The sequence below is a fragment of the Pseudomonas paraeruginosa PA7 genome, from assembly GCF_000017205.1.
In the GTDB taxonomy this organism is placed as follows: domain Bacteria; phylum Pseudomonadota; class Gammaproteobacteria; order Pseudomonadales; family Pseudomonadaceae; genus Pseudomonas; species Pseudomonas paraeruginosa.
Map to the genome: position 1 here is coordinate 939,855 of NC_009656.1, position 25,584 is coordinate 965,438.

General features: G+C 68.2%; 20 protein-coding genes. 7 read left to right on the forward strand and 13 right to left on the reverse strand.

Annotated elements, in window-relative coordinates; translation table 11 throughout:
* Positions 1 to 273: 273 nt before the first annotated feature.
* Both PSPA7_RS04505 and PSPA7_RS04510 read left to right on the forward strand, forming a co-directional pair.
* Positions 274 to 2,151, forward strand: coding sequence for a sigma-54-dependent Fis family transcriptional regulator (locus tag PSPA7_RS04505; protein ID WP_012074291.1), 1,878 nt, complete (start codon positions 274 to 276; stop codon positions 2,149 to 2,151).
* Between the two features lie 205 nt (positions 2,152 to 2,356).
* Positions 2,357 to 2,968, forward strand: a complete 612-nt coding sequence (locus tag PSPA7_RS04510; protein WP_012074292.1) for a LysE family translocator — start codon at positions 2,357 to 2,359, stop codon at positions 2,966 to 2,968.
* Here the strand turns inward: PSPA7_RS04510 and PSPA7_RS04515 are convergent.
* From PSPA7_RS04515 to PSPA7_RS04540, 7 genes are all read right to left on the reverse strand, one after another.
* The gene (locus PSPA7_RS04515) at positions 2,955 to 3,845 is read right to left on the reverse strand and encodes a LysR family transcriptional regulator (protein ID WP_012074294.1); all 891 of its coding nucleotides are present in this window, start codon (positions 3,843 to 3,845) and stop codon (positions 2,955 to 2,957) included. The genes PSPA7_RS04510 and PSPA7_RS04515 overlap by 14 nt on opposite strands.
* Positions 3,846 to 3,940: 95 nt before the next feature.
* Positions 3,941 to 5,359 carry a TolC family protein gene (locus PSPA7_RS04520; RefSeq protein ID WP_012074295.1) on the reverse strand — a complete coding sequence of 473 codons (1,419 nt, stop codon included), beginning with the start codon at positions 5,357 to 5,359 and terminating at the stop codon, positions 3,941 to 3,943.
* The gene (locus PSPA7_RS04525; protein ID WP_012074296.1) at positions 5,359 to 7,518 is read right to left on the reverse strand and encodes a peptidase domain-containing ABC transporter; all 2,160 of its coding nucleotides are present in this window, start codon (positions 7,516 to 7,518) and stop codon (positions 5,359 to 5,361) included. Before PSPA7_RS04525 ends, PSPA7_RS04520 begins: the two co-directional genes overlap by 1 nt.
* A 9-nt stretch (positions 7,519 to 7,527) precedes the next feature.
* Positions 7,528 to 8,784: an HlyD family secretion protein gene (locus PSPA7_RS04530; protein WP_003157611.1), complete on the reverse strand. Its 1,257-nt coding sequence runs from the start codon at positions 8,782 to 8,784 to the stop codon at positions 7,528 to 7,530.
* A 323-nt stretch (positions 8,785 to 9,107) separates the two neighbouring features.
* Positions 9,108 to 9,329: a hypothetical protein gene (locus PSPA7_RS31945; protein WP_012074297.1), complete on the reverse strand. Its 222-nt coding sequence runs from the start codon at positions 9,327 to 9,329 to the stop codon at positions 9,108 to 9,110.
* A gap of 240 nt (positions 9,330 to 9,569) precedes the next feature.
* The gene (locus PSPA7_RS04535) at positions 9,570 to 11,357 is read right to left on the reverse strand and encodes a cholesterol oxidase substrate-binding domain-containing protein (protein WP_012074298.1); all 1,788 of its coding nucleotides are present in this window, start codon (positions 11,355 to 11,357) and stop codon (positions 9,570 to 9,572) included.
* A 126-nt stretch (positions 11,358 to 11,483) separates the two neighbouring features.
* Entirely contained in the window at positions 11,484 to 11,783 is a 300-nt protein-coding gene (locus PSPA7_RS04540; RefSeq protein WP_012074299.1) for a hypothetical protein, read from the reverse strand.
* Positions 11,784 to 12,528: 745 nt separating this feature from the next.
* Between PSPA7_RS04540 and tyrS the strand changes: the two genes are divergently transcribed.
* Positions 12,529 to 13,767, forward strand: coding sequence for a tyrosine--tRNA ligase (gene tyrS / locus PSPA7_RS04545; protein WP_012074301.1), 1,239 nt, complete (start codon positions 12,529 to 12,531; stop codon positions 13,765 to 13,767).
* Positions 13,768 to 13,796: 29 nt separating this feature from the next.
* On the opposite strand, the gene PSPA7_RS04550 is transcribed toward tyrS, so the two are convergent.
* The gene (locus PSPA7_RS04550; RefSeq protein ID WP_012074302.1) at positions 13,797 to 15,053 is read right to left on the reverse strand and encodes an OprD family porin; all 1,257 of its coding nucleotides are present in this window, start codon (positions 15,051 to 15,053) and stop codon (positions 13,797 to 13,799) included.
* 393 nt (positions 15,054 to 15,446) lie between these two features.
* On the opposite strand from PSPA7_RS04550, the gene PSPA7_RS04555 reads away from it, so the two are divergent.
* On the forward strand, positions 15,447 to 16,655 hold the full coding sequence (locus tag PSPA7_RS04555; RefSeq protein WP_041025290.1) for a Bcr/CflA family multidrug efflux MFS transporter: 1,209 nt from the start codon (positions 15,447 to 15,449) through the stop codon (positions 16,653 to 16,655).
* 85 nt (positions 16,656 to 16,740) lie between these two features.
* Positions 16,741 to 17,163, forward strand: a complete 423-nt coding sequence (hpaR, locus tag PSPA7_RS04560; RefSeq protein WP_012074305.1) for a homoprotocatechuate degradation operon regulator HpaR — start codon at positions 16,741 to 16,743, stop codon at positions 17,161 to 17,163.
* Between the two features lie 15 nt (positions 17,164 to 17,178).
* Here hpaR and PSPA7_RS04565 read toward each other — a convergent pair whose 3' ends face one another.
* The 4 genes from PSPA7_RS04565 to ccoG form a co-directional block, all read right to left on the reverse strand.
* The gene (locus tag PSPA7_RS04565; RefSeq protein WP_012074306.1) at positions 17,179 to 17,421 is read right to left on the reverse strand and encodes a hypothetical protein; all 243 of its coding nucleotides are present in this window, start codon (positions 17,419 to 17,421) and stop codon (positions 17,179 to 17,181) included.
* A gap of 83 nt (positions 17,422 to 17,504) precedes the next feature.
* Positions 17,505 to 18,932: a cytochrome-c oxidase, cbb3-type subunit I gene (gene ccoN, locus PSPA7_RS04570; protein WP_012074307.1), complete on the reverse strand. Its 1,428-nt coding sequence runs from the start codon at positions 18,930 to 18,932 to the stop codon at positions 17,505 to 17,507.
* 264 nt (positions 18,933 to 19,196) lie between these two features.
* On the reverse strand, positions 19,197 to 20,612 hold the full coding sequence (gene mapR, locus PSPA7_RS04575) for a GntR family transcriptional regulator MpaR (protein ID WP_033998400.1): 1,416 nt from the start codon (positions 20,610 to 20,612) through the stop codon (positions 19,197 to 19,199).
* Between the two features lie 97 nt (positions 20,613 to 20,709).
* The gene (gene ccoG / locus PSPA7_RS04580; protein ID WP_079262153.1) at positions 20,710 to 22,431 is read right to left on the reverse strand and encodes a cytochrome c oxidase accessory protein CcoG; all 1,722 of its coding nucleotides are present in this window, start codon (positions 22,429 to 22,431) and stop codon (positions 20,710 to 20,712) included.
* Between the two features lie 104 nt (positions 22,432 to 22,535).
* Here ccoG and nirA point away from each other — a divergent pair, with 104 nt between their 5' ends.
* Both nirA and PSPA7_RS04590 read left to right on the forward strand, forming a co-directional pair.
* A complete protein-coding gene (gene nirA / locus PSPA7_RS04585) occupies positions 22,536 to 24,209 on the forward strand; it encodes a nitrite reductase NirA (RefSeq protein ID WP_012074311.1) in 1,674 nt (557 codons plus the stop codon).
* The gene (locus PSPA7_RS04590; protein ID WP_012074312.1) at positions 24,206 to 24,694 is read left to right on the forward strand and encodes a DUF934 domain-containing protein; all 489 of its coding nucleotides are present in this window, start codon (positions 24,206 to 24,208) and stop codon (positions 24,692 to 24,694) included. Before nirA ends, PSPA7_RS04590 begins: the two co-directional genes overlap by 4 nt.
* A gap of 88 nt (positions 24,695 to 24,782) precedes the next feature.
* On the opposite strand, the gene hpaI is transcribed toward PSPA7_RS04590, so the two are convergent.
* Positions 24,783 to 25,583 (reverse strand): 4-hydroxy-2-oxoheptanedioate aldolase, encoded by an 801-nt coding sequence (gene hpaI / locus PSPA7_RS04595; protein ID WP_012074313.1) that lies wholly within the window; start codon positions 25,581 to 25,583, stop codon positions 24,783 to 24,785.
* Position 25,584: the final 1 nt, after the last annotated feature.

Here is a 25,584-nt window from a genome sequence, read left to right on the forward strand (position 1 = left end):
GTCCGCCCTGCCGTCGCCGTGGCTGGAGCAAGGCCGATGCCAGGTTGCGGCGTGGCGGCCGGAAGGCCCGTCGTAGAGCGCCGGCATGGGAAGGCCGGCGACCGCCGGGGCGACGTCCGGCGAGACAACCCATGTCATCGCGCACGGGTTCCCGGCGAGACGCTGAGACGCTTCGTCTCAGTCGTCGGCCGGGGTCGCCCGGCGCTTGTCGAGGGGCATCGATGGGCGCTTAATGGGCGGCACAACAACAAGATGCCGAGCAACGGAGGCCCCATGCTTTCCGCACACTCGAAGGACCATGTGGACTGTGTCAGCCGTGTCCTGAGGAACGCCGCGCGCCTGCCGCAGGCGCCGGTGCCGACGCCGATCCTCGACTCCTGGCGGCGCTCCATGGAGCAGCACCACCTCGACCCCGGTTCCCTGCAAGGACCGCGGATCCTCTCGCAGACCCTCCTCGACGAATGCCGCGAGCGTTCCGAACTGTTCCTGCGCATCGCCAGCGAAGAGGTGGCGCGACTGCATGGACGGGTGCGCGATGCCGACTATTGCGTACTGCTCACCGATGCCCAGGGGCGGACCATCGACTACCGTGTCGAGTCGACCATCCGCAACGACTGCCGCAAGGCCGGGCTGTACCTCGGCACCTGCTGGTCGGAAGGCGAGGAGGGCACCTGCGGGGTGGCCGCCGTGCTCACCGACCGGGCGCCGGTGACGGTGCACAAGCGCGACCACTTCCGCGCCGCCTTCATCGACCTGACCTGTTCCGCGGCGCCGGTCTTCGATCCGCAGGGCGAGTTGCTCGGTGTGCTCGACGTTTCCGCCGTGCAATCGCCGGACGACCGCCGCAGCCAGCACCTGATCCGGCAGATGGTGGCGCAGAGCGCGCGGGAGATCGAGAACGCCTTCTTCATGCACAGCGCCCAGGGCCATTGGGTGCTGCGCGCGCACCGCGCGCCGGGCTATGTCGACAGCCAGCCGGACTACCTGTTCGCCTGGGACGCCGACGGGCGCCTGCTGGCGCTGAACCCGGCGGCGCGGCACTTCCTGCGGCAGCGCCTGGGGCGGTTGCCGGGCCACATCGGCGAAGTGTTCGACCTCGATGCCCTGCATGCCGCCGCCGACCAGGCGCCGTGTCTGCTGCGCGGCCAGGCCGGCGAACTGCACGTGCGCCTCAGCGCGCCGCGGGTGAAGGCGCGGCGGCTGGAGCGCGAAGTGGCCGCTGACACAGCGCTCGATCCGCGCATCGCCGAGAGCCTGCGCCTGGCGGTGCGGGTCAAGGACCGCAACCTGCCGGTGCTGATCCAGGGCGAGACCGGCGCCGGCAAGGAGGTCTTCGCCCGCCAGTTGCACCAGGCCAGCGCCCGCCGCGACAAACCCTTCGTCGCGCTGAACTGCGCGGCGATTCCCGAAAGCCTGATCGAGAGCGAGCTGTTCGGTTATGTCGCCGGGGCTTTCACCGGCGCGGCGGCGAAAGGCATGCGCGGCCTGCTGCAACAGGCCGACGGCGGCACCCTGTTCCTCGACGAGATCGGCGACATGCCGCTGGGCCTGCAGACCCGCCTGCTGCGCGTGCTCGCCGAGGGCGAGGTGGCGCCGCTGGGGGCGGCGCGCCGGCAGGCTGTGGATATCCAGGTGATCTGCGCCACCCACCGCGACCTGGCGGCGCTGGTGGCGGCCGGCGGCTTCCGCGAGGACCTGTACTTCCGCCTCGGCGGCGCGCGCTTCGAGCTGCCGCCGCTGCGCGAACGCAGCGACCGGCTGGCGCTGATCCGGCGCATTCTCGACGAGGAAACCGCGCACTGCGGCGTGCGCATCGAACTCGGCGAGGCGGCGCTGGAGTGCCTGCTCGGCTACCGTTGGCCAGGCAACGTCCGCCAGCTGCGCCATGTGCTGCGCTACGCCTGCGCGCTGTGTGGCGGACCCACCCTGCAACTCGCCGACCTGCCGGCGGAGCTGCGCGGCGCCGGCCAGGCTCCGGTCAATCCAGTGGAGAGCGGCGGTGGCCCGGAACGCGACGCGTTGCTCGACGCCCTCGTGCGGCATCGCTGGAAACCCCTGGCCGCAGCCCGTGAGCTGGGCATCTCGCGCGCGACCCTGTATCGGCGGGTGCGCCGGCATGGCATCCGCATGCCGGGCCAGGCGGGCGACTGACACGCACCTGCGGATGGCGCGGTCGTCAAGCACGGAAAATCAAAACCAGCCTTGAGTCCTGCCCCGTTAAAGCTCGGGGGCTTTCCCTGTAGCGTTCCGGGCAGCGGCGCGCCCCGTTCGGGCGCGCCCCGCCAGGAGCCTACGGAGGAACCCCGATGCCCGCCCCGCACCAGCCAGCCCGCAACCCGACCGGGGAGTTCGACCCATGCCGCTAGCCCTGCTGCTCGCCATGGGCGCGTTCTCCCTGGGCATGTCCATCTCTCCCGGCCCGGTGAACCTGACCATCGTCGCCTCCGGCGCCAACCATGGCTTTCGCCGGACCCTGCCGTTCGTTTCCGGGGCCACCCTCGGCTTCGTCCTGCTGCTGGCGTTCGTCGGCTTCTGGTTCGTCCGCCTGATCGCGGCCTACCCGCGCTTCTTCGACTATCTGGGCGTCGCCGGAGCGGCGTTCATCGCCTATGTCGGCTACCGCATCGCCACCGCGGATCCACGCCTGGCCCTCGAGGAAAACGGGGTCCCCGGGTTCTTCCAGGGCGTGTTCCTGCAATGGCTCAATCCCAAGGCCTGGATCGCCTGCGCTTCCGGCGTGGCAATGTTCGCCAGCCCGGGCACGCACGCGCCGCTGCTGGTCTTCATGGCCATCTACCTGGTGGTCTGCTACCTCTCGCTAGCCGCCTGGGCGCTGCTCGGCGACCGCGTGGCGCTGCTGCTCGACAGCCCCCGGCGGGTGCGCCTGTTCAACCGGGCGATGGGCGCGACGCTGGTGTTCACCGCCGGCTACATGCTTTACCTGCAGTTCGCCGCTAGCCCGGGTTGAACGCGTCGTGCAGGTGCTTGATGAGGCGGTAGGCGATGCCGCTGGCGGGAACGTTCGGCGGCCACACCGCATACACCTTCAACGGCGCCAGGCGCCATTCCGGCAGCACCGCGCGCAACTCGCCGCGGCGTATCGGTTCGTCGCCCAGGTAGGTCGGCGGCGCGGCCAGGCCGACGCCGAGGCGCGCCAGGCGACAGGAGGCCTCGACACTGTCGACGCGTATCCGCGGGGTGTAGCGGACCTGCGCTTGCTCGCCGCTGGCGGCGTGCTCGAACACGCGGCTGTCGGGGCGCATGTCGAGGCCGATCCATTCCAGGCGTTCGAGGTCGCGCGGATGTTCCGGCGGCGCCTGGCGGGCGAGGAACGCCGGGCTAGCCACCACCTGGCGCGGCAGCAGGAACAGGTGGCGGGCCTTCAGCGAGCTGTCCGGCAGGTCGCCGATGCGGAAGGCGATGTCGATGCCGTCGGCGATGATGTCGTGGCGGCTGTCGTCGCAGGCGACGCTGAGATCGAGGTCCGGATGTTCCTCGATGAAGCTCGCCAGGTGACGGGTGAAGTCGCCATTGATGAACACCGCGGGCATCGAGATGCGCAGGCTGTTGCGGGTCGAGACGGCGCGCTGGCGGAACTCGATGAAGCCCTTTTCGTAGAGTTCCAGCATGGATCGCGCGGTTTCCAGCAGGCGGCTGCCATCCTGGGTCAGGGACAGCTTGCGGCTGTTGCGGTAGAGCAGCGCGCAGCCGAGGTTCCTTTCCAGCCTGGACAGGTGCAGGCTGGCGGTCGCCGCGCTCAGGCCGAGCGCCTCGGCGCCGGCGGAAATGGAACCGCTCTCGGCGATGCGGGCGAATACGATCAGGTAGCGGATATCGTCGATCATGCGGGCTCTCGTCGCGGTGGCTGGGTGCATCCTGCGCGAAGGCGGCCAGCCGGACAAGCGCGAGAGATAGCGGGCGGCGGCGAACTCCGGGCGTTTCAGCGCAGGCTCCAGAAGCCCAGGCGACCCAGGCTCGCCGCCAGCCGCAGGCGCGAAGTCTGCCAGTTGCCGAGGGCGCGGATGTGTTGGTCCTCGGCGCTGGCGTAGGCGGTCAGGGCGTTGAGCAGTTCGATCATGCTGCCGACCCCTGAGCGGTAGCGGCCCTGCACCACCTCCAGGCTTTGCCGCGATTGTTCGACCAGTTCGCGGGTGCGCGCCAGGCTGCGGGTCTCGACGCTGAGCGACTGGTAGTTATTCCACACCTCCAGCGAAACCTGCTGCTCGGTGTCGGCCAGCTCCGCTTCGCTGGCTTCGCGCCGGGCCAGCGCGTTGCGGACCTGGTAGGTACGTTCGAAGCCTTCGAACAACGGGATGTTCAGTTGCAGGCCGATGCTACGGTCGCGCCCGCGGGTATCGCCCCCGGCCGCCAGCGACTGGTCGGTGTAGCTGCGTGCCAGGTTGGCGCTCAGCGCCAGGCTCGGCCGGCCGGCGGCGCGGCTTTCCTCCACCGAGGCGGCGGCGGCCTTCAGCCGCGCCTGGGCGGCGAGCATGGCCGGATGCTCGCGGCGGGCCTCGGCGAGCATCGCGTCGATGGCCTTGACGAAGCCGGTGTCGGGCTGTGCTTCCAGTTCGCCGGAGAGATGCAGCGGGGTGTCCGGCGCCAGGCCCATGCGCAGGGCGATGACGCCCAGGGCGTTGCTCAGGGCGCCCTCGTCGCGGACCTGGGCGAGGCTCGCCTGGGACAGCGCGGTCTGCGCCTGCAGGCGGTCGGAGAGGGCGGCGGCGCCGGCCTTGTACTTGGCGTCGGCGGCCTCCAGGTTCTGCGCCGCCAGTTCCGCCACCTGTCGCGAGGCGGCCAGGCTGCGCTGGGCGGCGAGGGCGTCGTAGTAGGCCTGGGCGGCGAGGGCGAAGGTGTTCTGCAGCGTCGCGTCCTGGCTGGCGTTGGCCGCCAGCAGCAACTGCTGGGCGTTGCGCAGGGCGGCGCTGCGGCGGCCGAAATCGAACAGTACCCAGCTCAGCCCGACGCTGGCGCCCCGTTGGCGGCGATGGCTGTCGGTGGACGGGTAGGGTGCTTCGCGGTAGTCCAGGTCGCTGTCGCTACGGCTGGCGTCGAGGCGGCCGTCCAGGCGTGGCAGGTAGGCGGCCTTGCCGAGCCCGACCTGGGCCGCCTGGGCCTTGGCGTTGGCCCAGGCGAGGCGGGTCTGCGGGTCGTGGCAGAGAATCCGCTCGATGGCTTCCTCCAGGCTCAGCTCGGCCGGCGGTGGCCCGCCACGACACGGCAGGCCGCTGCCGCCGAGGTCGTAGACCGCCTGGCCGGCGACCTGGCCGGCGGTGCCGAACACGTCCGGTTCGTAGGCCGCGGCGCCGGGAACCAGGCCGAGCAGCCCGCACAACAGGCCGGCGAGCGCGCCACGCATCAGGCCTGCTCCCGCGCCGCGGCGGCCTGGCGTTCGGCCAGGCGCGCGGTGCTTTCGTCGAGCGTCACCTTGCCCTGGCCGAGGACCACCACGCGATCCGCCGAGGCGATGGTCTCGGGACGGTGGGCGACCATGATGCGGGTGATGCGCAGCGCGCGGATGGCGGCGTTGACCCGCTGTTCGCAATGCACGTCGAGGTGGCTGGTGGCTTCGTCGAGGAACAGGATGCGCGGCTTCTTGTACAGCGCCCGGGCCAGCATCACCCGCTGCTTCTGGCCGCCGGAGAGCACCGTGCCCATGTCGCCGACCAAGGTGTTGTAGCCCATCGGCATGGCCTGGATGTCGTCGTGGATCGCGGCCATCTGCGCGCACTGCAGCAGCCAGGGCAGGTCCGGCTGCGGGTCGAAGAAACTGATGTTGTCGCTGAGCGAGCCGGCGAACAGCACGTCGTCCTGCAGCACCGTGCCGACCAGTTCGCGCAGGCCGTCCAGGCCCAGCTGGGAAAGCTCCAGGCCGGCCATGCGGATCTGTCCCTCCACCGGCGGGAGGATGCCCAGCAGGACGTTGAACAGGGTGCTCTTGCCGCAGCCCGAGGGGCCGACGATGGCCACCGACTCGCCGCCGCCGATGCGCAGGTCGAGGCCGTCGAGGACCCAGGGCTCCTGGTCCGAGTAGCGGTAGCGCAGGCCCTGGATCTCGATGCTCGCCTCGCGCTCGCGGAGGTTGTCCGGGAGGGTGTCGCCGTGGTTGGCCTCCGGGGCCTGGAGGACGATGTCGGCCAGGCGCTCGCCCTGCAACTGGAGCATGCGCAGCTCGAAGAACTTGTCGATCAGGCTGCCGACGCGGCCGTCGAACTGCGACTTGTAGGCGTTGAAAGCCATCAGGATACCGACGCTGAACTGGCCGTCCATCACCATGGTCGCGCCGAGCCAGATCACCAGCAGGTTTTCCACGCCGAACAGCAGGCCGTTGAGCTGCTGGTAGAACAGTTGCAGCTTCTGCGTGCGCAGGCCGGCGTTGATCTGTTCCACCAGCAGGCCGAGCCACACCGAGCGGCGCTCGTCCTGGCGCTGGAACAGCTTCAGCGGACGGATGCCGCGCACCGTCTCGAGGAAATGGCTCTGCTGGCGCGCGGCGTGGACGATCTGTTCCTCGGTGGCGTTGCGCAGCGGGCGGTACCAGATCCACCGGCCGAGGGCGTAGAGGCTCATGGCGGTGATGGCGATGGCCGCCAGCGGCGGGCTGTAGAGCAGCATCATGGCGAGGGTGGCGAGGGTCATCAGGCCGTCCAGCACCGCCGAGAGGAAGGCCGCGGTGAGGGTCTGCTGGATGCTGTTCACCGCGCCGAAGCGCGACACCACGTCGCCCAGGTGGCGCTTCTCGAAGTACTGCGCGGGCAGGCGCAGCAGATGGCTGAAGACGTTGGCCTGCCACTGCACGCCGAGCAGGGTGCTCATGTGCATCATCACCCAGGCGCGCACCCCGCTGACTGCCTGCTGCATCAGCAGCAACAGGCCGAAGCCGATGGCCAGGGTACTGAGCAGATCGCGGTCCTCGCTGACGATGACGTTGTCGATGGTCCATTGCAGGAAGAACGGACTGACCAGCGAGAACACTTCCAGCGCGCCGGCCAGCAGCAGGACCTGGGCCAGCGAGCGGTACAGCCCGGTGACCTTGCCGAGCATGCCCAGCAGCCTGATCCGCGGCGGCGCCTCCTGTTTCTCGAAGCCGCTCTCCGGCCACAGTTCCAGGGCCACTCCGGTGAAGCTCCGCGACACCTCATCCAGGCCCAGCCGGCGCAGGCCGTGCGCGGGGTCGTGGAGCACCACGCCACGGCCATCGACGGCCTTGAGCACGACGAAGTGATTGAAGTTCCAGTGCAGCACGCAGGGCAGCTTGAGCTTGCCCAGGTCGGCTAGCTCGAGCTTCACTGCGCGGCTGCCCAGGCCGAGGCGGTGGGCGGTGTGGATCAACTGCTTGAGGGAGATGCCCTTGAGCGATACCGAGAAGCGCCGGCGCAGTTCCATCAGACCGGTGTGGTGGCCGTGGTAGCCGGCGATCATCGCCAGGCAGGCCAGGCCGCATTCGGTGGCTTCGGTCTGCAGTACCAGCGGTAGGCGCCGGCCCAGGCGCAGGGCGAGGGTGTCGAGAAAGGCCATGGCTCGTTCCTAGAGTTTGCCGGTCAGGCTGTAGAGCGGTTCCAGCACCCACTCGTAGAGGCGCCGGGTGTCCTGGAGGATGTCGGCCTCGAGCAGCATGCCGCTCTGCAGCGGGCGCGGCTGGCCGTAGGCGGTCACCGCCTGGTCGTCGAGGGTTACCCGCAGTCGGTACAGCTGCTCGCCATCCTGGCCGAGTCCCGGTACGCCGCCGACCATGCTGGAAAGCTCGGCGTAGGAGACGCTGGCGCGGGAGATCGACCGCACCTTGCCGTGGTACTGGCCGAACTTCTGGTACGGATAGGCCTGGTAGCGGATCAGCACCGCGTCGCCCGGCCGGATGAAGCCGATGGACTTGCTCGGCGCATAGAGTTCGGCCTGCAACGGGGTGTCGGCGGGAACGATGCTCAGCAGCGGACGCGAGCTGTCGACGGTCTGCCCGGCCTCGGCGAGCACGGCGGTGGCGATGCCGCTCTCCGGCGCGGTGACCAGCAGGGTGCGCTTGGCTTCGCTTTCGGCCAGGTCCTGCTGCACCGCGCTGAGCTGGCGGCGGGTTTCCGCGAGCTGGTTGGCCTGTCGCGCGGAAAGCCCGGCGAGTTCGTTGCGGCGCTCGGTCAGTTGCTGTTCCAGCGACGTGCGCTCGCGGGCCAGTCCCTGCAGGGTCTGGCGCTGGCCGAGAAGCTCGGCCTGGCGCTGCTGCAACTGGTCCATGGAGATGTAGCCCTTGTCCATCAGCCCCTGGTAGCGCGCGGCGGCGTCGCTGGCCAGTGCCAGCAGGCGCTGCTGGCTGTCGGTCTGGGCGGCGAGGGTGGCCAGCTCGCGCTGCAGGCTGGCGACCTTGCTGGCCAGGCTGGCGCGCTCGTCGTCTTGCAGGCGGCGAAGCTTTTCCAGTTCGTCGCGCAGGGAGTCGCGGCGCTGTTCCAGCTGGCGGCTGATGCCGGCCTGCACCGGTCCGGCGTCGCTGCCGTAGCGTTCGCTGGAGAGCACCATCAGACGCTCGCCGCGCCGTACCGCCTGGCCTTCCTCGACGAACTTGCGCAGCACGATGCCAGCCTGTGGCGCGTGCACCTTGACCTGGCCGCGGGCGGGAACCAGCTGGCCGCTGACGGTGCTGCGCTTGGTGTAGCTGCCGAACAGGAAGAAGCCGACCACCAGTAGCGCCATCGCCGCGGCCAGCAGGGTGAGAAAAGTGAAGGAGACCGGGCGGATCAGCACGATCCGGCCGAGGCTGCCGGCGTGCTGGGCGTCCAGGGCTTCCTGGCGGAACAAGGGGGGACTGCTCATCGAGGGGACATACCTCTGGCTGGAAAGGCGGCAGGCGGGTGCGGGAGGCCACGCTCTGATGATTCATGGCGCCTTCGAAGGGCGCGGAAGGAGCCCGCTCCGGAGATACCGGCTGGCGAGGGTGCCGATATTCCGGAGCCGCGACGGAACCGGTCACTATTGTTCGGAGCGGTTTCCGACCTTTCCTGAAAGTTCAGGAAACAGCCCGTTTCACAAGTTGCAACTGGAACTTCTCGTGCGTGTTGCATTGCACTCGAGGTGTGCGGGAAGTTCGGCGTTCAACTTGCTCTTTCAATATTGAAACTGAATCAGCAGGGCCGCGGACGGCACGGCGGAGGCGGACATACCGGCGGCATCACCGGCCGGCAGTTCCACCAGGGCCAGAAGCCCCTGGCCAGGCGGGTTCCGTCGAAGCCCGGATCGATCTCGCCTAACCCGCGCGCCTTGGCGCCGGGGAAGGAGGGGACCGGCGTTCCCCACACATCGCCGCCCGCTACGTTTTCCATCTCGCTTTCATTCAAGAGTTCCATGATTACCTCACTGGTTGATAGTAACTTTCCTTTGCGAATGAGACGCTGTCTGCATTCGGCGAGGATAATCGCTGGGAATTTGCCGGGCATGAAATAGTAGGGCTCTGAATTTTCCGGATTCCGCTTTATCAAGTTGGTTATCGGGTGTCGCACAGGAAACTGTTTATCCGAATGAATGATTCGATTCGCCACCCGGCTAATTACCGGGGTGGCGAACCGCTCAGATGCCTCCGACCTTCCTCAGGGCATCAGCCGTTCGAGCAACGGTGAACTGAACAAGCGGTGCGGATCGGCTTCGTTGAGCTGGCGCACGGCGCTGTCCCAGTCGTCGCCGGCGACCAGTCCCTGGCGCAGCGACTGCGCGACCAACTGGTCGACCACCGCCGGTTCGTCCCAGGCGGCCGCGGGGCTGTAGCCCCAGCCCTTGCTCCATTCCACCCGCAGCGAGGCGTAGTCGCCGCTGAAGTGGCTGAACAGCCAGGTCTCGAACTCATGGTAGAAAGCGTTGGCCTGCGGGGTTCCGGGCAGGCTGAGGATGTCCAGCCAGATCGCCGTGTCCCATTCCGGCTGGTCCGGGCGCGGGCGGATCGCCGACAGGCTGGGAGCCTGGGCGCCGGGGACGATCGATTCGCCCGGCTGGTCGAGCCCGGTGACGCGGATCTCCACCGGCCCGTTCATCGGGTAGTGGCCGTTGGCGCGGTAGCGGTCGACCATCGCCTGGTACTGCTGGTAGAAGTCGTTGATCACCCGCTGCACGTCGCGTCGCCGGGTCAGCACCGCGTAGCCGTTGGCGGTGACGCGCAGGGTGCTGGGCTTGATGTACAGCAGCAGGTCCTTGCTCCAGCCCCACAGGTCGTAGCCCAGGGTCAGCGCCATGCCGCTCACCACCAGGTCGTACTGCAGCTTGCCGAGCAGCGGGGTGAGTTCCGGGTGGCCGGTGTTGATCGAGGCGAGCAGGTCGGAGACGACCTTGGGGATGTTGTCGGAGAACGGGTAGTTGAACGGTCCGTTCACCGCGCGGGCGCCCAGCGGGCAGCGCGGGGTCGGGGTCCAGACCTTCAGCCACGGCTTGTCGGTGAAGGGGAACCAGATGGCCTCGGCGCGTCCGCTCTTCTGCAGGAAGCTGTCGAAGGTCCGTCCGCCGCTGCCGGCGGGAGCGAACATCTCGCGGGCGGGGATGTTCACGTAGCTCTGGCAGCGCATGCGCTTGTTGACCCCGGCCTGCAGGGTCGCCTCGACGATGAAGGCGCGGCCGAGGTGGGTGAGGAACGGCGCGCAGGCCGGATCGTCGCGGCGGAAGGTCTTCAGTGCGTATTGCCCGGCGGCGCCGTCCCAGACCACCGCGGTCAGCGCCACGATGCTGTTGCTCAGGGAGCCGTAGCTCTGTCCCGGCAGGCGCGTCTCGCCCCGGGCCGGGATGCCGGTGCCGTGGCCGTCGATGGCGAGTACCCCGCCGAGGGTCAGGTCGCCGGGCGCCGGGGTGGCGACGAAGCCGAGCCTGACTCGCTCCAGCTGCTTCAGCAGTGCCTCCATGGTCACTCCGGCCTGGGCGGTGAACAGGCCGAACTCGCCCTGGGCGTCGATCTGCACGCGGGTCAGGTAGCGGCTGGTTTCCACCAGCACGATGCGGCTCTCGCAGTTCTCGCCGCCTTGCAGGAGCAGGGGGGACCAGTTGTGGCCCATGCCGCGGGGGCGCACCTTGAAACCGTTTTGCCAGGCCCAGTTGACCACCGCGAGGACTTCCTGGTTGTTGCGCGGGGCGCAGCTCCAGAGGTCGTCGGCGGCGATTTCGCCCGACCAGTTGCGGAACGCCCTGCGATACAGCTCGAGGCCGGCCGGGAAGCCCGCCGGCGCCGGGCAGCTGCTGGCGGCGGCTTCGGCCGGCTGGATGACGAAGGCCGGCGTCCAGCCGGCGAGCAGGCCGACCGCGCCGAGCGTGGCGCTCTTGCCGAGGAAGTCGCGCCGCGACAGGCCGGCGGCGTCGGCAGCGGGCGAGGCGGGGGTGGTTTGCTGGATGGGGTCGTGCATGGAGGTTCTCCTGACGGGGCGTTCATCCGCCCCTTCCCGTCGTCGGGTCCTTGGCCGTCGCCGTGGCGTTCGGGCCGCTGGCTGGGGGAAAGCCCGCCCCGAAAGGGAGCGGGCGGGGGCCCGGGATCAGGTCCACTCGGTGTCGTAGTGGTAGTCGATGCGGCTGGTGTCGCCGCCGAGCAGGCCGCCGATCGCGGCGACGCCCTTGAACACGCCGTAGCCGAGGGTGTCGGCCAGTTGATGGATGGGCGTCAGGCCGATGGCATTGAAGACCTTGCCGACCGAAGAGATGACCGAGGTATTGAGTACGTCGTTGGACACCTTGACCACATCGACGATGGCATCGCCGACGAAGCTGAAGAGTCCGGCGCCCGATACCTGGTCGATTTCATCGAGATTCAGTTCCTGAAGCGTGGCGAGTTGCATGGCGCTATTCCTTCATCAATCAAGTTTTGAGCGATAGCCGGCCATCTCGCGTAAATCGAAAGTTTGCGCGAAGGGGAGTTGGCTATCGGTTGCCAGCCGCTCTGGAGAGGCACTTTGCCGGCTGGTCATTAAAAATTACTGAGACGCTGGTGACGGTGTCAATGCGGGGGATTGATAGGATGAAAGTTCGATATTGGAATGGCGCCGATATTTTGTCGCTGGGGTGGAAGATATTTTTTCGAAGGCTGCCGATAAGGTATCCGCAGGTGGTTGTTTTAGATTTTCCGGGTGTTCGGTTCAACTCGGTCTGTATTTTTACGATGCGTCGCGACAATGGCTTGCTTATGTCGGGATTTGGTTTTTCAGAAAATTTCAAGTTCCTTGCTGATAGGTTTCGCATCGTAGTAATAGCAAATTAGAGGCCTATTCAAAGTTGGGTTTTCGAAGTTGGCGAAGTGGCGTCAGAAAACCGTGTGGAGAATATTTTTCGAGCTTCTTTGCCTGGCTTCGACCTCCGCGGGGGATAATCGGCGAAGCGCCTTTGCGGCTTGACAGCACGGCGCGGGCGGGTAGAGTGCCCCGCATGAAACGCGCAGCCTTTTCCTTCGATCGTTATTACGCCTATCTGCTCCCTCATTGAGGCGGTAGGTGCGTCGCTGCATTCCCGAACCGCCCGAGGCGGCGGTCCGGTGAACCCACTCCCAACCAGTCTCCTCGGGCACCCACCGTGCCAAAGGAGATATCCGTGTCCGCCCCGACCCATCAGCAAGACCTGATCGCCCTGCTCGAAGAGCGTGGCTTCGTCCACCAGTGCACCGACCGCGAAGGCCTGGCCGCGCACCTGGCCGCCGGCCCGGTGACCGCCTACCTGGGCTTCGACGCCACCGCCGACAGCCTGCACGTCGGCCACCTGCAGGGCCTGATGCTGATGCGCTGGCTACAGAAGGCCGGGCACCGCCCGTTGCTGCTGATCGGCGGCGCCACCACCCGGATCGGCGATCCGAGCTTCCGCGATTCGAGCCGGCCGATCCTCGGCGAGGCGCAGATCCAGGCCAACATCGACGGCATCGTCCGGGTCTTCTCGCGCTACGTCGCGCTGGACGAGGGCAGCCTGGTGAACAACGCCGAGTGGCTTGACGGCGTCGGCTACCTGGAATTCCTCGACCAGGTCGGCCGGCATTTCTCGATCAACCGCCTGCTCACCTTCGACGCCATCAGGCAGCGCCTGGACCGCGAGCATTCGCTGTCGTTCCTCGAGTTCGGCTACACCCTGCTGCAGGCCTACGACTTCGTCGAACTGTCGCGCCGGCGCGGCTGCACCCTGCAACTCGGCGGCGCCGACCAGTGGGCGAACATCATCAACGGCGTGGAGCTGTCGCGGCGCCAGGGCGGCGCCCAGCTGTTCGGCCTGACCATGCCGCTGCTGGCCACCCGTGACGGACGCAAGATGGGCAAGTCGGCGCAGGGCGCGGTCTGGCTCAACGCCGAGCGGCTGGCGCCGTTCGACTTCTGGCAGTTCTGGCGCAACTGCGACGATCGCGATGTCGCTCGCTTCCTCGCCCTGTTCAGCGAATTGCCGATGGACGAGGTGCGCCGCCTGGGCGCCTTGCAGGGCGCCGAGCTGAACGAAGCGAAGGTGGTCCTGGCCAATGCCGCCACCGCCCTGGCCCACGGCGCGGACGCCGCGCGGGCCGCGGCCGATGCCGCACGCGGAGTGTTCGCCGATGGCGCGCGGGACGCCGGGCTGCCGCTCGTCAGGATCTCCCGCGAGCGCCTGGCGCAGGGCCTGTCGCTGACCGAGCTGCTGGTGGACAACGCCCTGCAAGCCTCCCGTGGCGCGGTCCGTCGTCTCGCCGCCGGCGGCGGCCTGCGCCTGGACGGCATGCCGGTCGCCGACCCGGACGCGCCGCTGACGGGTGAGGTGGATGGCCGGCGCCTGAGCCTGGGCAAGAAGCAGCACCTGCAGTTGCGCCTCGATGACTGAGGAACTCGCGGCCCCGGGCGGGCCGCGTTTCACCAGAGCTTCAGGGTGTAGTTGACGATCAGGCGGTTCTCGTCCAGGTCCGTGCCGTAGCGACTGCGGTAGGTGACGTTGCGCCATTTCAGCGCGACGCTCTTCAGCGGCCCGCTCTGGATCACATAGGACAGGTCGCTGTTGCGCTCCCACTCGCTGTCGTCGGCGCGGCCGGCGCCGCGCTCGATGTCACGGCCCTGCACATAGCGGGTCATGAAGTTCAGGCCGGGCAGGCCGAGGCCGGCGAAGTCGTAGTCGTAGCGCAGCTGCCAGGATTTCTCCTGCGGCCGGGTGAAGGTCTGGTAGGTCATCAGGTTGGCCACGTAGGGTGGGGTGTAGCCGTTGAGCACCGGGAAGGCGTCGTTGCCGATCATCTTCTGCAAGCCGACGCCGAAGGCATGGGCGCCGGCGCGCAGGGTGAACATGCCGTTGAGATTGCGGTTGTCCACCGGCCCGGAGATCGCCGCGCCGTCCGCGTCGCTGTCGAAGAAGCGCAGGTCGCTGCGCAGCGAGAGGCCTTCGCCCAGCGGCAGGCTGTGCAGCAGGCCGAGGTAATGCTGCTGGTAGATGTCCTTCAGCTGACCGTAGTAGTAGCTGGCGCTGAGCCGCGGGGTGAGGGCATAGGTCGCCCCGGCGAGGTTGAACTCGTCGCTGGCGTGGGCCTTGTCGCGGCCCATGATGTACATGTCGTCGCTGCCGGCCGATTCGCGGGTGCGCGATTTCCACAACTGGCCGGCGCTGAGGGTCAGGCCGTCGAACTCGCTGGAGGTCAGCAGCGCGCCGTCGAAGGTCTGCGGCAGCAGGCGCATGTCGTCGCGGAACACCACCGGCAGTTGCGGCATGAGGATGCCGACCTGCAGCAGGGTCTTCGAGTGACGCAGCTTGGCGGTCAGGCCGAGGTGGCTGTAATCGTCCACCGGTTGCTTCGAGTTCGGTCCGAACGGCAGCGTGCCGTCGTTGCTGCGTCCGCGTCCCGAGTCGAGCTTGACGCCGAGCAGCCCGGTGGCGTCCAGGCCGACGCCCAGCGGTCCCTCGCTGAAGCCCGATTGCAGGCGCAGGACGAAGCCCTGCGACCAGTTGCCGGCCTGCGCCTGGGGCGCGGCGTGCTGGCGGTAGTCGCGCAACTGGTAGAAGTTGCGCAGGTCGAGGTGGGCGCTGCTGTCCGCGAGGAATTCCGCCTGCGCGGCGAGGGGCAGGAGGCCGAGGCCGAGCGCGTAGCCGCGCCAGGCGTGCGGCCGGGGGCTTGCCGTGATCATCGATTCTTCCCTTGGTTGTTGTTCTTGTAGGTCTGGGTGACGCCGATTGCACGGCGAGTTCTATCATATTGTTAACTTGTTAATGAAGTGCTGGCGATCCTGCCCGGAAGCGGTGGTCGGGACGAGGTTGGAAAAAAGCGTTTCCTCGTGGGCTTCCGCTGCCGGCATGCAAGGGGCGCCGTCTCTTGCCGCCGCCAGGACGCGCGGATCGTGGCCAGCATGGTTTTCGTTGTTTCGTTAACCTGTTAACGTTGTGCCGCCGGCGCGGTCGAAGGCGAACGACGTCGCGCCACCGGGATTTCCCGGGCGCCGGCATTGAATCCCTGTGCGCGCGGGTATTGCCTGGAGGCAACGGCCATGGGCCGGGACAGCGAAGAAGAAAGGAGCGAGGGCATGCCGGCGAGTGCAGCGAAGAACCATCCCGGGGGCGCCGGACGCCACCTGTTGCCGCTGTTGTCGGCGCTGGTGGCGTTCGGCCCCTTGTCGATCGACATGTACCTGCCGAGCCTGCCGGCGATCGCCGCCGACCTCGGCGCCAGCGATGCGCAGGTGCAGCGGAGCATCAGCGGTTTCCTGGTCGGCTTCTGCGTCGGCATGCTGTTCTACGGGCCGTTGTCCGACCGTTTCGGCCGGCGCCCGGTGCTGCTCGCCGGGATCGCCCTGTACCTGGCCAGCAGCCTGGCCTGCGCCCTGGCCGGCAGCGCCGGGCAACTGCTGTCGCTGCGGGTGCTCCAGGCTCTCGGCGGAGGTGCCGCCTCGGTACTGGCGCGAGCCATGGTGCGCGACCTCTATCCGCTGGACGAGGCCGCGCGGATGCTGGCGCTGATGCATCTGGTGACCATGCTGGCGCCGCTGGCCGCGCCGCTGCTCGGCGGCTACCTGATGCTCTGGGCCGGCTGGCGCGCGCTGTTCGTGGCCCTCGCGCTGTTCGCCGGGCTCTGCCTGCTGGCGGTCTGGCGGGTCGCCGAAAGCCATCCGCCGGAGCGCCGCGGCGGCAGCCTTGCCCAGGCCTTCCTTGCCTACGGGCGGCTGCTCGGCGACCGTCGCGCGCTGGGCTACGTGTTGTGCATGGGCCTGGCGTTCGCCGGAATGTTCGCCTACATCAGCGCCGCGCCCTTTGTGTTCATCGAGCACTTCGGCGTGCCGGCGGAGCGCTTCGGCTGGTTCTTCGGCCTGAACATCCTCGGCGTGATGCTCGCCACCTGGAGCAGCGCGCGCCTGGTGCGTCGCCTCGGCCCGCGACCGCTGCTGCTGGCCGGCAGTCTGCTGGCGTGCGTCTCCGGCCTGTTCCTGCTGGCCCATGCCGCGCTCGGCGAGCCGGGCGGATTGTGGGCGCTGGTGCCGGGACTACTGTGCTTCGTCAGCGTCACCGGCCTGCTCGGGGCCAACTGCATCGCCAGCCTGCTGGCGTTGTATCCCGGGCAGGCCGGGGCGGCGTCGGCGGTGGCGGTGTCCGGCCAGTTCGGCCTCGGCTGCCTGGCCAGCCTGGCGGTCGGCTGGCTGGCGTTGCCGGGCGTGCTGCCGATGGCGCTGGTGATGGCCATCTGCGGCATCGGCAGCCTGCTGGCGCTGGGCCTTGCGCTATTGCACGGAGGCCGTTGATTTCCTGCTGCATGCCCGCATGCAGCCTGTGTTTTTTCCGCTACTCTTCTGCACTTTCGAAACCAGCCATCCAAGCTCGGACCCTATGTCGACGCCAAGACCCTCCCTGACCCTGACCCTGTTGCAGGCTCGCGAAGCCGCGATGAGTTTCTTCCGCCCCTCCCTCAACCAGCATGGCCTTACCGAGCAGCAGTGGCGGGTGATCCGCATCCTGCGCCAGCAAGGCGAGATGGAGAGCTACCAGCTGGCCAACCAGGCCTGCATCCTGCGCCCGAGCATGACCGGCGTGCTGGCGCGCCTGGAGCGCGACGGCATCGTGCGGCGCTGGAAGGCGCCCAAGGACCAGCGGCGGGTCTACGTGAACCTGACCGAGAAGGGCCAGCAGTGCTTCGTCTCGATGAGCGGTGACATGGAGAAGAACTACCAGCGCATCCAGGAGCGCTTCGGCGAGGACAAGCTCGCGCAGCTACTCGATCTGCTCAACGAGCTGAAGAAGATCAAGCCCTGAGGCGACTGGCCGGCGTCATGCCGGCCAGTCCTTGTCCCAGTGCCGGCAATCGCCCTGGCAGCGACCGGGGCAGCCGCAGCCGGTGCGGCTCCTGCCGGTTTCCCGCTCGACCCGGCGGGCCACTTCCTCGTCGTCGGCGAACGGCAGCATGCTCGCCTGGTCCAGGGTCTTGGCGTGGCGCAGGCTCCAGTGCACGCCGAAGAACAGCACGGCGACCGCCAGCAGCTCCGGCAGGAGCTCGCTCCAACTGAATTCCATGATGATTCTCCTCGTCGGTTGACGAACCTTGCCCGCAGCGTGGCGGGCGAGGACCGGGGAGGGAAGGGAGGCGCCGTCGCGACTCAGGCCATGCGGGCCGCCGCGAGGACTCCTTCCGGGCGCGCCTGGCGCACCGTGCGCCAGGTGTTGTAGCTCATCAGCAGCATGCCGGTGAGGAAGAACCCGCCGCCGACCAGGCGCACGATGAAGCCCGGGTGGCTGGCCACCAGGGATTCGACGAACGAGTAGGTCAGCGTGCCGTCCTCGTTGACCGCGCGCCACATCAGGCCCTGGGTGATGCCGTTGACCCACAGCGAGGCGATGTACAGCACGGTGCCGATGGTGGCCAGCCAGAAGTGCGCGTTGATCAGGCCGACGCTGTGCATCTTCTCCACCCCGTAGACCTTGGGAATCAGGTGGTAGAGCGAGCCGATGGTGATCATCGCCACCCAGCCGAGGGCGCCGGCATGGACGTGGCCGATGGTCCAGTCGGTGTAGTGGGAGAGGGCGTTGACGGTCTTGATCGCCATCATCGGGCCTTCGAAGGTGGACATGCCATAGAAGGCCAGGGAGACCACCAGGAAGCGCAGGATCGGGTCGTCGCGCAGCTTATGCCAGGCGCCGGAGAGGGTCATCATGCCGTTGATCATGCCGCCCCAGCTCGGCGCCAGGAGGATCAGCGACATCACCATGCCCAGCGACTGCGCCCAGTCCGGCAGCGCGGTGTAGTGCAGGTGGTGCGGGCCGGCCCAGATGTACAGGGTGATCAGCGCCCAGAAGTGGACGATGGACAGCCGGTAGGAGTAGACCGGGCGCCCGGCCTGCTTGGGCACGAAGTAGTACATCATGCCGAGGAAGCCGGTGGTCAGGAAGAAGCCCACCGCGTTGTGCCCGTACCACCACTGGACCATGGCGTCGGTGGCGCCGGAGTACATCGAGTAGGACTTGAACCAGCTCACCGGCAGCGACATGTGGTTGACGATGTGCAGCATCGCGGTGGTCAGGATGAACGAGCCGAAGAACCAGTTGCCGACATAGATGTGCCTGACCTTGCGCTTGAGCAGGGTGCCGAAGAACACCACCGCGTAGGCGACCCAGACGATCGCCAGCCAGACCGCGCCGGTGAACTCGATCTCGGCGTATTCCTTGGTGGTGGTATTGCCCAGCGGCAGGCTGATCAGCAGGATCACCGCCACCGCCTGCCAGCCCCAGAAGGTGAAGGCCGCCAGGGTATCGGAGAACAGTCGTACCTGGCAGGTGCGCTGCACCGTGTAGTAGCTGGTGGCGAACAGCGCGCAGCCACCGAAGGCGAAGATCACCAGGTTGGTGTGCAGCGGCCGCAGGCGGCCGAAGCTGGTCCAGGGCAGGTCGAAGTTCATCTGGGGCCAGACCAGCTGCGAGGCGATGAGTACGCCCAACCCCATGCCGATCACGCCCCATACCACGGTCATGATGGCGAACTGGCGAACCACCTTGTAGTTGTAGGCAGGTTCCGTCGTTGCTTTGTTCATCTGTACAGTCCCGAAAGAAAGGAACAGCCGGCGACCGCCGTCGAGGGGGGAGACGGGGCGCCGGCCGGAGCCTGCAATCTAAGGGCTGGGGCGGGGGTAAAACAGCTTCAGGTCGATATGGAATTTGGGTATCAGATGCGGCAGGAGAATGCGTTTGCGCAGGGCGGCGGCGCATACCGGGATGGGGGGACGCGAGCCGATCAGGGCGGATAACCGCGTGCGGTTATCCGCCCTACACCGGGGTGGCTTTCCGTCTGCGGGGCGTCATCCCGCCAGCGACTGGGCGATCCGCCCGAGGGTTTCCATCGCCTTCTCCTGCCGCGCGCTCCACGGATGCCCGTAGTTGAGCCGGGCGCAGTGGGCGAAACGGCGGGTGGCGGAGAAGATCGGCCCTGGGGCGAGGCTGATGCCCTGGGCCAGGGCCAGTTGGAACAGGCGCAGCGAATCGACCGCCTCGGGCAGTTCCAACCAGAGGAAATAGCCGCCGCTCGGGCGGCTGACCCGGGTCTGCTCGGGGAAGTAGCGCGCCACCGCCGCGAGCATGGCGTTCTGCTGGGTTTCCAGGGCGTAGCGCAGCTTGCGCAGGTGGCGATCATAGCCGCCGTGCTGGAGATAGTCGGCGATGGCCGCCTGGGCCGGGATCGACGCCGACAGGCTGGTCATCAGCTTCAGCCGCTCGATCTGCTCGGCATAGCGCCCGCCGGCCACCCAGCCGACCCGGTAGCCCGGCGCCAGGCTCTTGGAGAAGGAGCTGCAGTGCATCACCAGGCCTTCCTGGTCGTAGGCCTTGACCGGCTTCGGCGCCTGCTGGCCGAAGTACAGCTCGGCGTAGACGTCGTCCTCGATCATCGGCACCTGGTGGCGCGCCAGCAGTTCGGCGAGGGCGCGTTTCTTCTCGTCGTCCATGCTCGCGCCCATCGGGTTCTGGAAGTTGCTCATGAACCAGCAGGCCTTGATCGGCAGGCGCTGCAGGCTGTCGGCGAGCACCTCCAGGTCGATGCCCTCGCGCGGGTGCACGGGGATCTCCACCGCCTTCAGCTTCAGCCGTTCCAGCACCTGCAGGGTGGCATAGAACGCCGGCGCCTCGATGGCCACCAGGTCGCCGGGACGGGTGACCACCTGCAGGCAGAGGTTGAGCGCTTCCAGCGCGCCATTGCTGATCACCAGTTCTTCCACCGGCAGCAGCAGGCCGCCGACCATGTAGCGCAGCGCGATCTGCCGGCGCAGGCCGTGGTTGCCGGGGGTCATGTCGGCGACCACCGACTGCGGGTCCATGTCGCGCACCGCGTGGGCCATGGAGCGCGCCAGGCGCGGCAGGGGGAACAGCTGGGGGCTGGGGAAGGCCGAACCGAAGGGCACGGTGTCCGGGTCCTTGATCGAGCTGAGCACGGAGAACACCAGCTCGCTGACGTCGACCTCGGTGGCGTCGGCCTGGCGCGGGCTGATCTCCGGTTCCGGCAGCGGCCGTTGCACGTGCTGGCAGACGAAGTAGCCGGAGCGCGCGCGGGCCATGATCAGCCCGCGGCTTTCCAGCAGGTAGTAGGCCTGGAACACGGTGGACGCGCTGACCCCATAGGTGCGGCTGGCGTGCCGCACCGAAGGCACCTTTTGCCCGGGGGCGAGGACGCCGGTACGGATCAGCTCGGCAATCTCGTCGGCGAATTTCTCGTAGCGCTTCATCTTGTCCTGGCCGCTGTCCTGGCTGGCCGTGGGCACGGCCGCTGGCGCCCACTCTATGCGCGCCGGGACCGTGTTGTCATGCCTCATCGCGGCCTCCTCAGCGCGCCGGCGAAACGAAGGTGCTGGTGCTGCCGACCGCCAGGCCCGGGTCGTCGATGCCGCGCAGGCTGAACGCCAGCGGTTGCGAGCCGGCCCTGGCGCGTTCGGCGGTGGAGGCCACCGACACCGGGAAGTCGAGGATCTCGCCGGGCTTCAGGCTCAGGATGTGCTCGCCCTGCAGGCGGAACTCCGGCGCGTCGTCGAGTTGCAGGCGGTAGCGCTGTGGCTGCTGGGTCTTGTTGATGACCTTGAGGGTGTAGATGTTCTCGATCTGCCCGGCGGCGTTCTCGCGGAACAGCCCACGGTCGCGGGTCACGTCCAGCGAGGCCAGCGGGCGGGCATCCAGGGCGACGACGAAGGCGCCGATCATCGCCAGCATCACCGCCGCGTAGCCGACCAGGCGCGGACGCAGGAAGCGGGTCCTGCCACCTTCCAGGGCGCGTTCCGAGGTGTAGCGCACCAAGCCGCGTTCGTAGCCCATCTTGTCCATGATCGAGTCGCAGGCGTCGACGCAGGCGGCGCAGCCGATGCAGGCGATCTGCAGGCCGTCGCGGATGTCGATGCCGGTCGGACAGACCTGCACGCATTGCTGGCAGTCGATGCAGTCGCCGAGCCCCTGGGCGCGCGGATCGCTGCCTTTCTTGCGGGCGCCGCGCGATTCGCCGCGGGCGGCGTCGTAGGAAACGATCAGGGTGTCCTTGTCGAACATCACGCTCTGGAAGCGCGAGTAGGGGCACATGTGGATGCACACCTGCTCGCGCAGCCAGCCGGCGTTGACATAGGTGGCGGCGGTGAAGAACAGCACCCAGAACAGGCTTTCCAGGTCCAGCTGGAAGCTGAACAGGTCGGCCACCAGCGGCCGTACCGGGGTGAAGTAGCCGATGAAGGTGATCGCGGTGACCAGGCTGACCCCCAGCCACAGCGCGTGCTTGGCGGTCTTGCGCAGAAGCTTGGCGGCGCTCGCCGGGCCCTGGTCGAGCTTGATCCGCGCGTTGCGGTCGCCCTCGGTGACCTTCTCGCACCGCATGAACACCCAGGTCCATACGCTCTGCGGGCAGGTGTAGCCGCACCAGACGCGGCCGGCGAACACGGTGATGAAGAACAGGCCGAAGGCGGCGATGATCAGCAGCGCCGAGAGCAGGATGAAGTCCTGCGGCCAGAAGGTCGCGCCGAAGATGTAGAACTTGCGCTCGGGCAGGTCCCAGAGCACCGCCTGGCGGCCGTTCCAGTTCAGCCACAGGGTGCCGAAGAACAGCAGGAACAGCAGGCCGCCGCCGAGCCGGCGGAAATTGCGGAACAGACCGGTGAAGCTGCGGGTGTAGATCGGGCCGTTCACCGCCGACGGCAGTTTGCCGGGCGCGGGCGGCTGTTTCGACGGAGCGGCCGGTGCGGCGGGCTCGACCTGGATCGCGGGAATTCTTTCGCTCATTTTTCGTAGGCCCATCAGGCTGGAGAGGCGGTTGCGACTATAGGAACCGGCTGATGGGCGAAACAGCGGCAGATCGAGCGGGAAAAACCGTATCAGATGCCTCCGCAAAGCGCCGGCCCAGCGTTGCCGCGGGTTGCCGGGCGACTTCGGGCAGTACAGATATGCGCCCCGTGGCAACCGGTCGCAGGCGGCGCGAATTCGCCGCCGTCGGCCATCTGATGTGTTTTTTTCGGCGGAATCTGCCGCTGTTTCGCTGTCTGTACGCAGGCGATAGTGGACGCCAGTGAACACCGGCCCATCCTGTCGCCAGAAACAGGGGCGCAGCCGGTCCCCGGTTTCTTCGCCCGCACCCTGCCCGTCCTCGGTGGAGAAACCCTGTCGATGAGGGCTTTGCGATGTACCAGTACGACGAATACGACCAGGCGCTGGTGAGCGAGCGGGTGGCGCAGTTCCGCGACCAGATCGCCCGCCGCCTTGGCGGCGAACTGAGCGAGGAGGAGTTCCTCCCGCTGCGCCTGCAGAACGGCCTGTACCTGCAGAAGCATGCCTACATGCTGCGCGTGGCGATTCCCTACGGCACCCTGTCGGCGCCGCAGTTGCGCGCCCTGGCGTATGTCGCCCGGCGGTACGATCGCGGCTACGGCCACTTCACCACGCGGCAGAACATCCAGTTCAACTGGATCGAACTGGAGCAGGTCGGCGACATCCTCGAACATCTCGCCGGCGCGCAGATGCACGCGATCCAGACCTCCGGCAACTGCGTGCGCAACATCACCACCGAAGCCTTCGCCGGGGTCGCCGCGGACGAGTGGACCGACCCGCGGCCGCTGGCCGAGATCCTGCGCCAGTGGTCGACGGTGAACCCGGAGTTCCTGTTCCTGCCGCGCAAGTTCAAGATCGCCCTCAGCTCGGCGGTGGAGGACCGCGCCGCGGTGCAGATGCACGACATCGGCCTGTACCTCTACCGCCACGCCGAGGACGGCGAGCTGCGCCTGAGGGTGCTGGTCGGCGGCGGCCTGGGACGCACGCCGATGCTCGGCCAGGTGATCCGCGACGACCTGCCCTGGCAGCACCTGCTGTCCTACGTCGAGGCGATCCTGCGGGTCTACAACCGCCACGGCCGGCGTGACAACAAGTACAAGGCGCGGATCAAGATCCTGGTCAAGGCGCTGGGCATCGAGGCCTTCGCCCGCGAGGTGGAGGAAGAGTGGCAGCACCTGCGCGACGGCCCGGCGCAACTGACCGCCGAGGAGTGCCAGCGGGTCGCCGAGCGTTTCGTATTGCCGCGCTACCTGGCCCCGGCCGGCGGCGAGCTGGCCTACGGCAGCGCCCGCGCGGCCGATCCGGCGTTCGCCCGCTGGGCCTCGCGCAACGTCCAGGCGCACAAGGTGCCGGGCTATGCCTCGGTGGTGCTGTCGACCAAACCCGGCGCCAGCGCGCCGCCCGGCGACGTCACCGCGGAACAGATGGAGCGGGTCGCCGACTGGGCCGAGCGCTACGGCTTCGGCGAGATCCGCGTGGCCCACGAACAGAACCTGGTGCTGCCCGACGTGCGCCTGGAGCACCTCCACGCGCTCTGGCTCGAAGCCTGCGCCGCGGGCCTCGGCACGCCGAACCAGGGTCTGCTCAGCGACATCATCGCCTGCCCCGGCGGCGACTACTGCGCGCTGGCCAACGCCAAGTCGATCCCCATCGCCCAGGGCATCCAGCAGCGCTTCGAGGACCTCGACCACCTGCACGACATCGGCGAGCTGAGCCTGAACATCTCCGGCTGCATGAACGCCTGCGGCCACCACCATATCGGCAACATCGGCATCCTCGGCGTCGACAAGAACGGCAGCGAGTGGTACCAGGTCACCCTCGGCGGCGCCCAGGGCAAGGACAGCGCGCTGGGCAAGGTGATCGGCCCGTCGTTCAGCGCCGCCGAGGTGCCGGCGGTGATCGAGCGGATCGTCGAGACCTTCATCGACCTGCGGGTCGGCCCGGAGCGCTTCATCGACACCTTCAACCGGGTCGGCCTGGAGCCGTTCAAGGTCCGGGTCTACGCCAGGACGGAGGAACCGGCATGAACAACCTGATCCGTTTGCGCGATGGCGTCGCCGAGGTCTGCCGCGAGGATCCCTGGCAACTCCTGCGCGAGGTGCCCGAGGCGCTGCCGCCGGGGCCGCTGCTGTTGCCGCTGGCGGCGTGGCTGGAGCGCCGTGGCGAGGGCGGATCCGTGGCGCCCTGGCTGGCGCCGGACGACGAGGTGGAGGTGCTGTTGCCGTACTTCGCCGAGCTGCCGCTGATCGCCGTCGACTTTCCCAGCTTCCGCGATGGCCGTGGCTACAGCCTGGCCTACCTGCTGCGCGTGCGCCTGGGCTGGAGCGGCGAATTGCGCGCGGTGGGCGACGTGTTGCGCGACCAGCTCAGCCACATGCGCCAGTGTGGCTTCGATGCCTTCGCGGTGCGCGAGGACAAGAACGTCGAGGACGCGCTCAAGGGGCTGGCCGGGCTGAGCGTGCTCTATGGCCGCTCGGCGATCGAGCCGCGACCGTTGTTCCGCCGGCGCTAGGCACAGGCTTTGCGGACTGGGCCGCTGCCTGGCCGCAATCTCGGTCGTCCCCTCTCCCGCAAGCGGGAGAGGGGATAGGGCGCGGTCTTCAGCCGTAGACCGAGGAAGCGGCGGACGGCGCGCCGCCCTTGAAACGCCCGGCCAGTTCGCGCAGCGAACGCATCAGCAGGCTGGTGTCCACGCCCACCGCGACGAACGCGCAGCCCAGCTCCAGGTAGCGCCGCGCCAGCGCCTCGTCGGCGGAGAGGATGCCGGCGGCCTTGCCGGCCGCGCGGATGCGGCGGATGGCGTCCTCGATCGCCGCCTGCACCTCGGGGTGGCCGGGATTGCCGCGATGACCCATGGCTGCGCTGAGGTCGGCCGGACCGATGAACACGCCGTCGACGCCATCGACGGCGGCGATCGCGTCGAGGTTGGCCAGGCCCTCCAGGTTTTCCACCTGGACCAGCAGGCACATCTGCTCGTCGGCGTGGTCGAGGTACTCCGCCACGCTGTTCCAGCGCGAGGCCCGGGCCAGCGCGCTGCCGACCCCGCGCACGCCCGCTGGCGGATAGCGCACGGCGCGCACCAGCCCTTCGGCCTGGGCGGCGCTGTCCACCATCGGCACCAGCAGGGTCTGCACGCCGATGTCGAGCAGTTGCTTGATCAGCGCGGTGTCGCCCTGCACCGGGCGGATCACCGGCTGGCCGGGGTAGGGGGCCAGCGCCTGCAACTGGCCGAGCAGGCTGCGCAGATCGTTGGGCGCGTGCTCGCCGTCCAGCAGCAGCCAGTCGAAGCCGGCGTTGGCGGCCAGTTCCGCGCAGTAGGGATCGGCCAGGCCGAGCCACAGTCCGATCTGCGCCTCGCCGCCGCGCAGGCGTTGCTTGAAGCGATTGACGGGCAGGTCCATG

Excerpts from the sequence above, each read along its gene's own strand:
- PSPA7_RS04565 (WP_012074306.1), bottom strand. The coding sequence starts at position 17,421 with ATGGAATTCAGTTGGAGCGAGCTCCTGCCGGAGCTGCTGGCGGTCGCC.
- PSPA7_RS04550 (WP_012074302.1), bottom strand. The coding sequence starts at position 15,053 with ATGATCACGGCAAGCCCCCGGCCGCACGCCTGGCGCGGCTACGCGCTC.
- nirA (WP_012074311.1), top strand. The coding sequence starts at position 22,536 with ATGTACCAGTACGACGAATACGACCAGGCGCTGGTGAGCGAGCGGGTG.
- hpaR (WP_012074305.1), top strand. The coding sequence starts at position 16,741 with ATGTCGACGCCAAGACCCTCCCTGACCCTGACCCTGTTGCAGGCTCGC.
- PSPA7_RS04515 (WP_012074294.1), bottom strand. The coding sequence starts at position 3,845 with ATGATCGACGATATCCGCTACCTGATCGTATTCGCCCGCATCGCCGAG.
- PSPA7_RS04505 (WP_012074291.1), top strand. The coding sequence starts at position 274 with ATGCTTTCCGCACACTCGAAGGACCATGTGGACTGTGTCAGCCGTGTC.
- PSPA7_RS31945 (WP_012074297.1), bottom strand. The coding sequence starts at position 9,329 with ATGGAACTCTTGAATGAAAGCGAGATGGAAAACGTAGCGGGCGGCGAT.
- hpaI (WP_012074313.1), bottom strand. The coding sequence starts at position 25,583 with ATGGACCTGCCCGTCAATCGCTTCAAGCAACGCCTGCGCGGCGGCGAG.
- PSPA7_RS04525 (WP_012074296.1), bottom strand. The coding sequence starts at position 7,518 with ATGGCCTTTCTCGACACCCTCGCCCTGCGCCTGGGCCGGCGCCTACCG.
- PSPA7_RS04510 (WP_012074292.1), top strand. The coding sequence starts at position 2,357 with ATGCCGCTAGCCCTGCTGCTCGCCATGGGCGCGTTCTCCCTGGGCATG.
- PSPA7_RS04555 (WP_041025290.1), top strand. The coding sequence starts at position 15,447 with ATGCCGGCGAGTGCAGCGAAGAACCATCCCGGGGGCGCCGGACGCCAC.
- PSPA7_RS04590 (WP_012074312.1), top strand. The coding sequence starts at position 24,206 with ATGAACAACCTGATCCGTTTGCGCGATGGCGTCGCCGAGGTCTGCCGC.
- mapR (WP_033998400.1), bottom strand. The coding sequence starts at position 20,612 with ATGAAGCGCTACGAGAAATTCGCCGACGAGATTGCCGAGCTGATCCGT.
- PSPA7_RS04520 (WP_012074295.1), bottom strand. The coding sequence starts at position 5,359 with ATGCGTGGCGCGCTCGCCGGCCTGTTGTGCGGGCTGCTCGGCCTGGTT.
- PSPA7_RS04535 (WP_012074298.1), bottom strand. The coding sequence starts at position 11,357 with ATGCACGACCCCATCCAGCAAACCACCCCCGCCTCGCCCGCTGCCGAC.
- ccoN (WP_012074307.1), bottom strand. The coding sequence starts at position 18,932 with ATGAACAAAGCAACGACGGAACCTGCCTACAACTACAAGGTGGTTCGC.
- PSPA7_RS04540 (WP_012074299.1), bottom strand. The coding sequence starts at position 11,783 with ATGCAACTCGCCACGCTTCAGGAACTGAATCTCGATGAAATCGACCAG.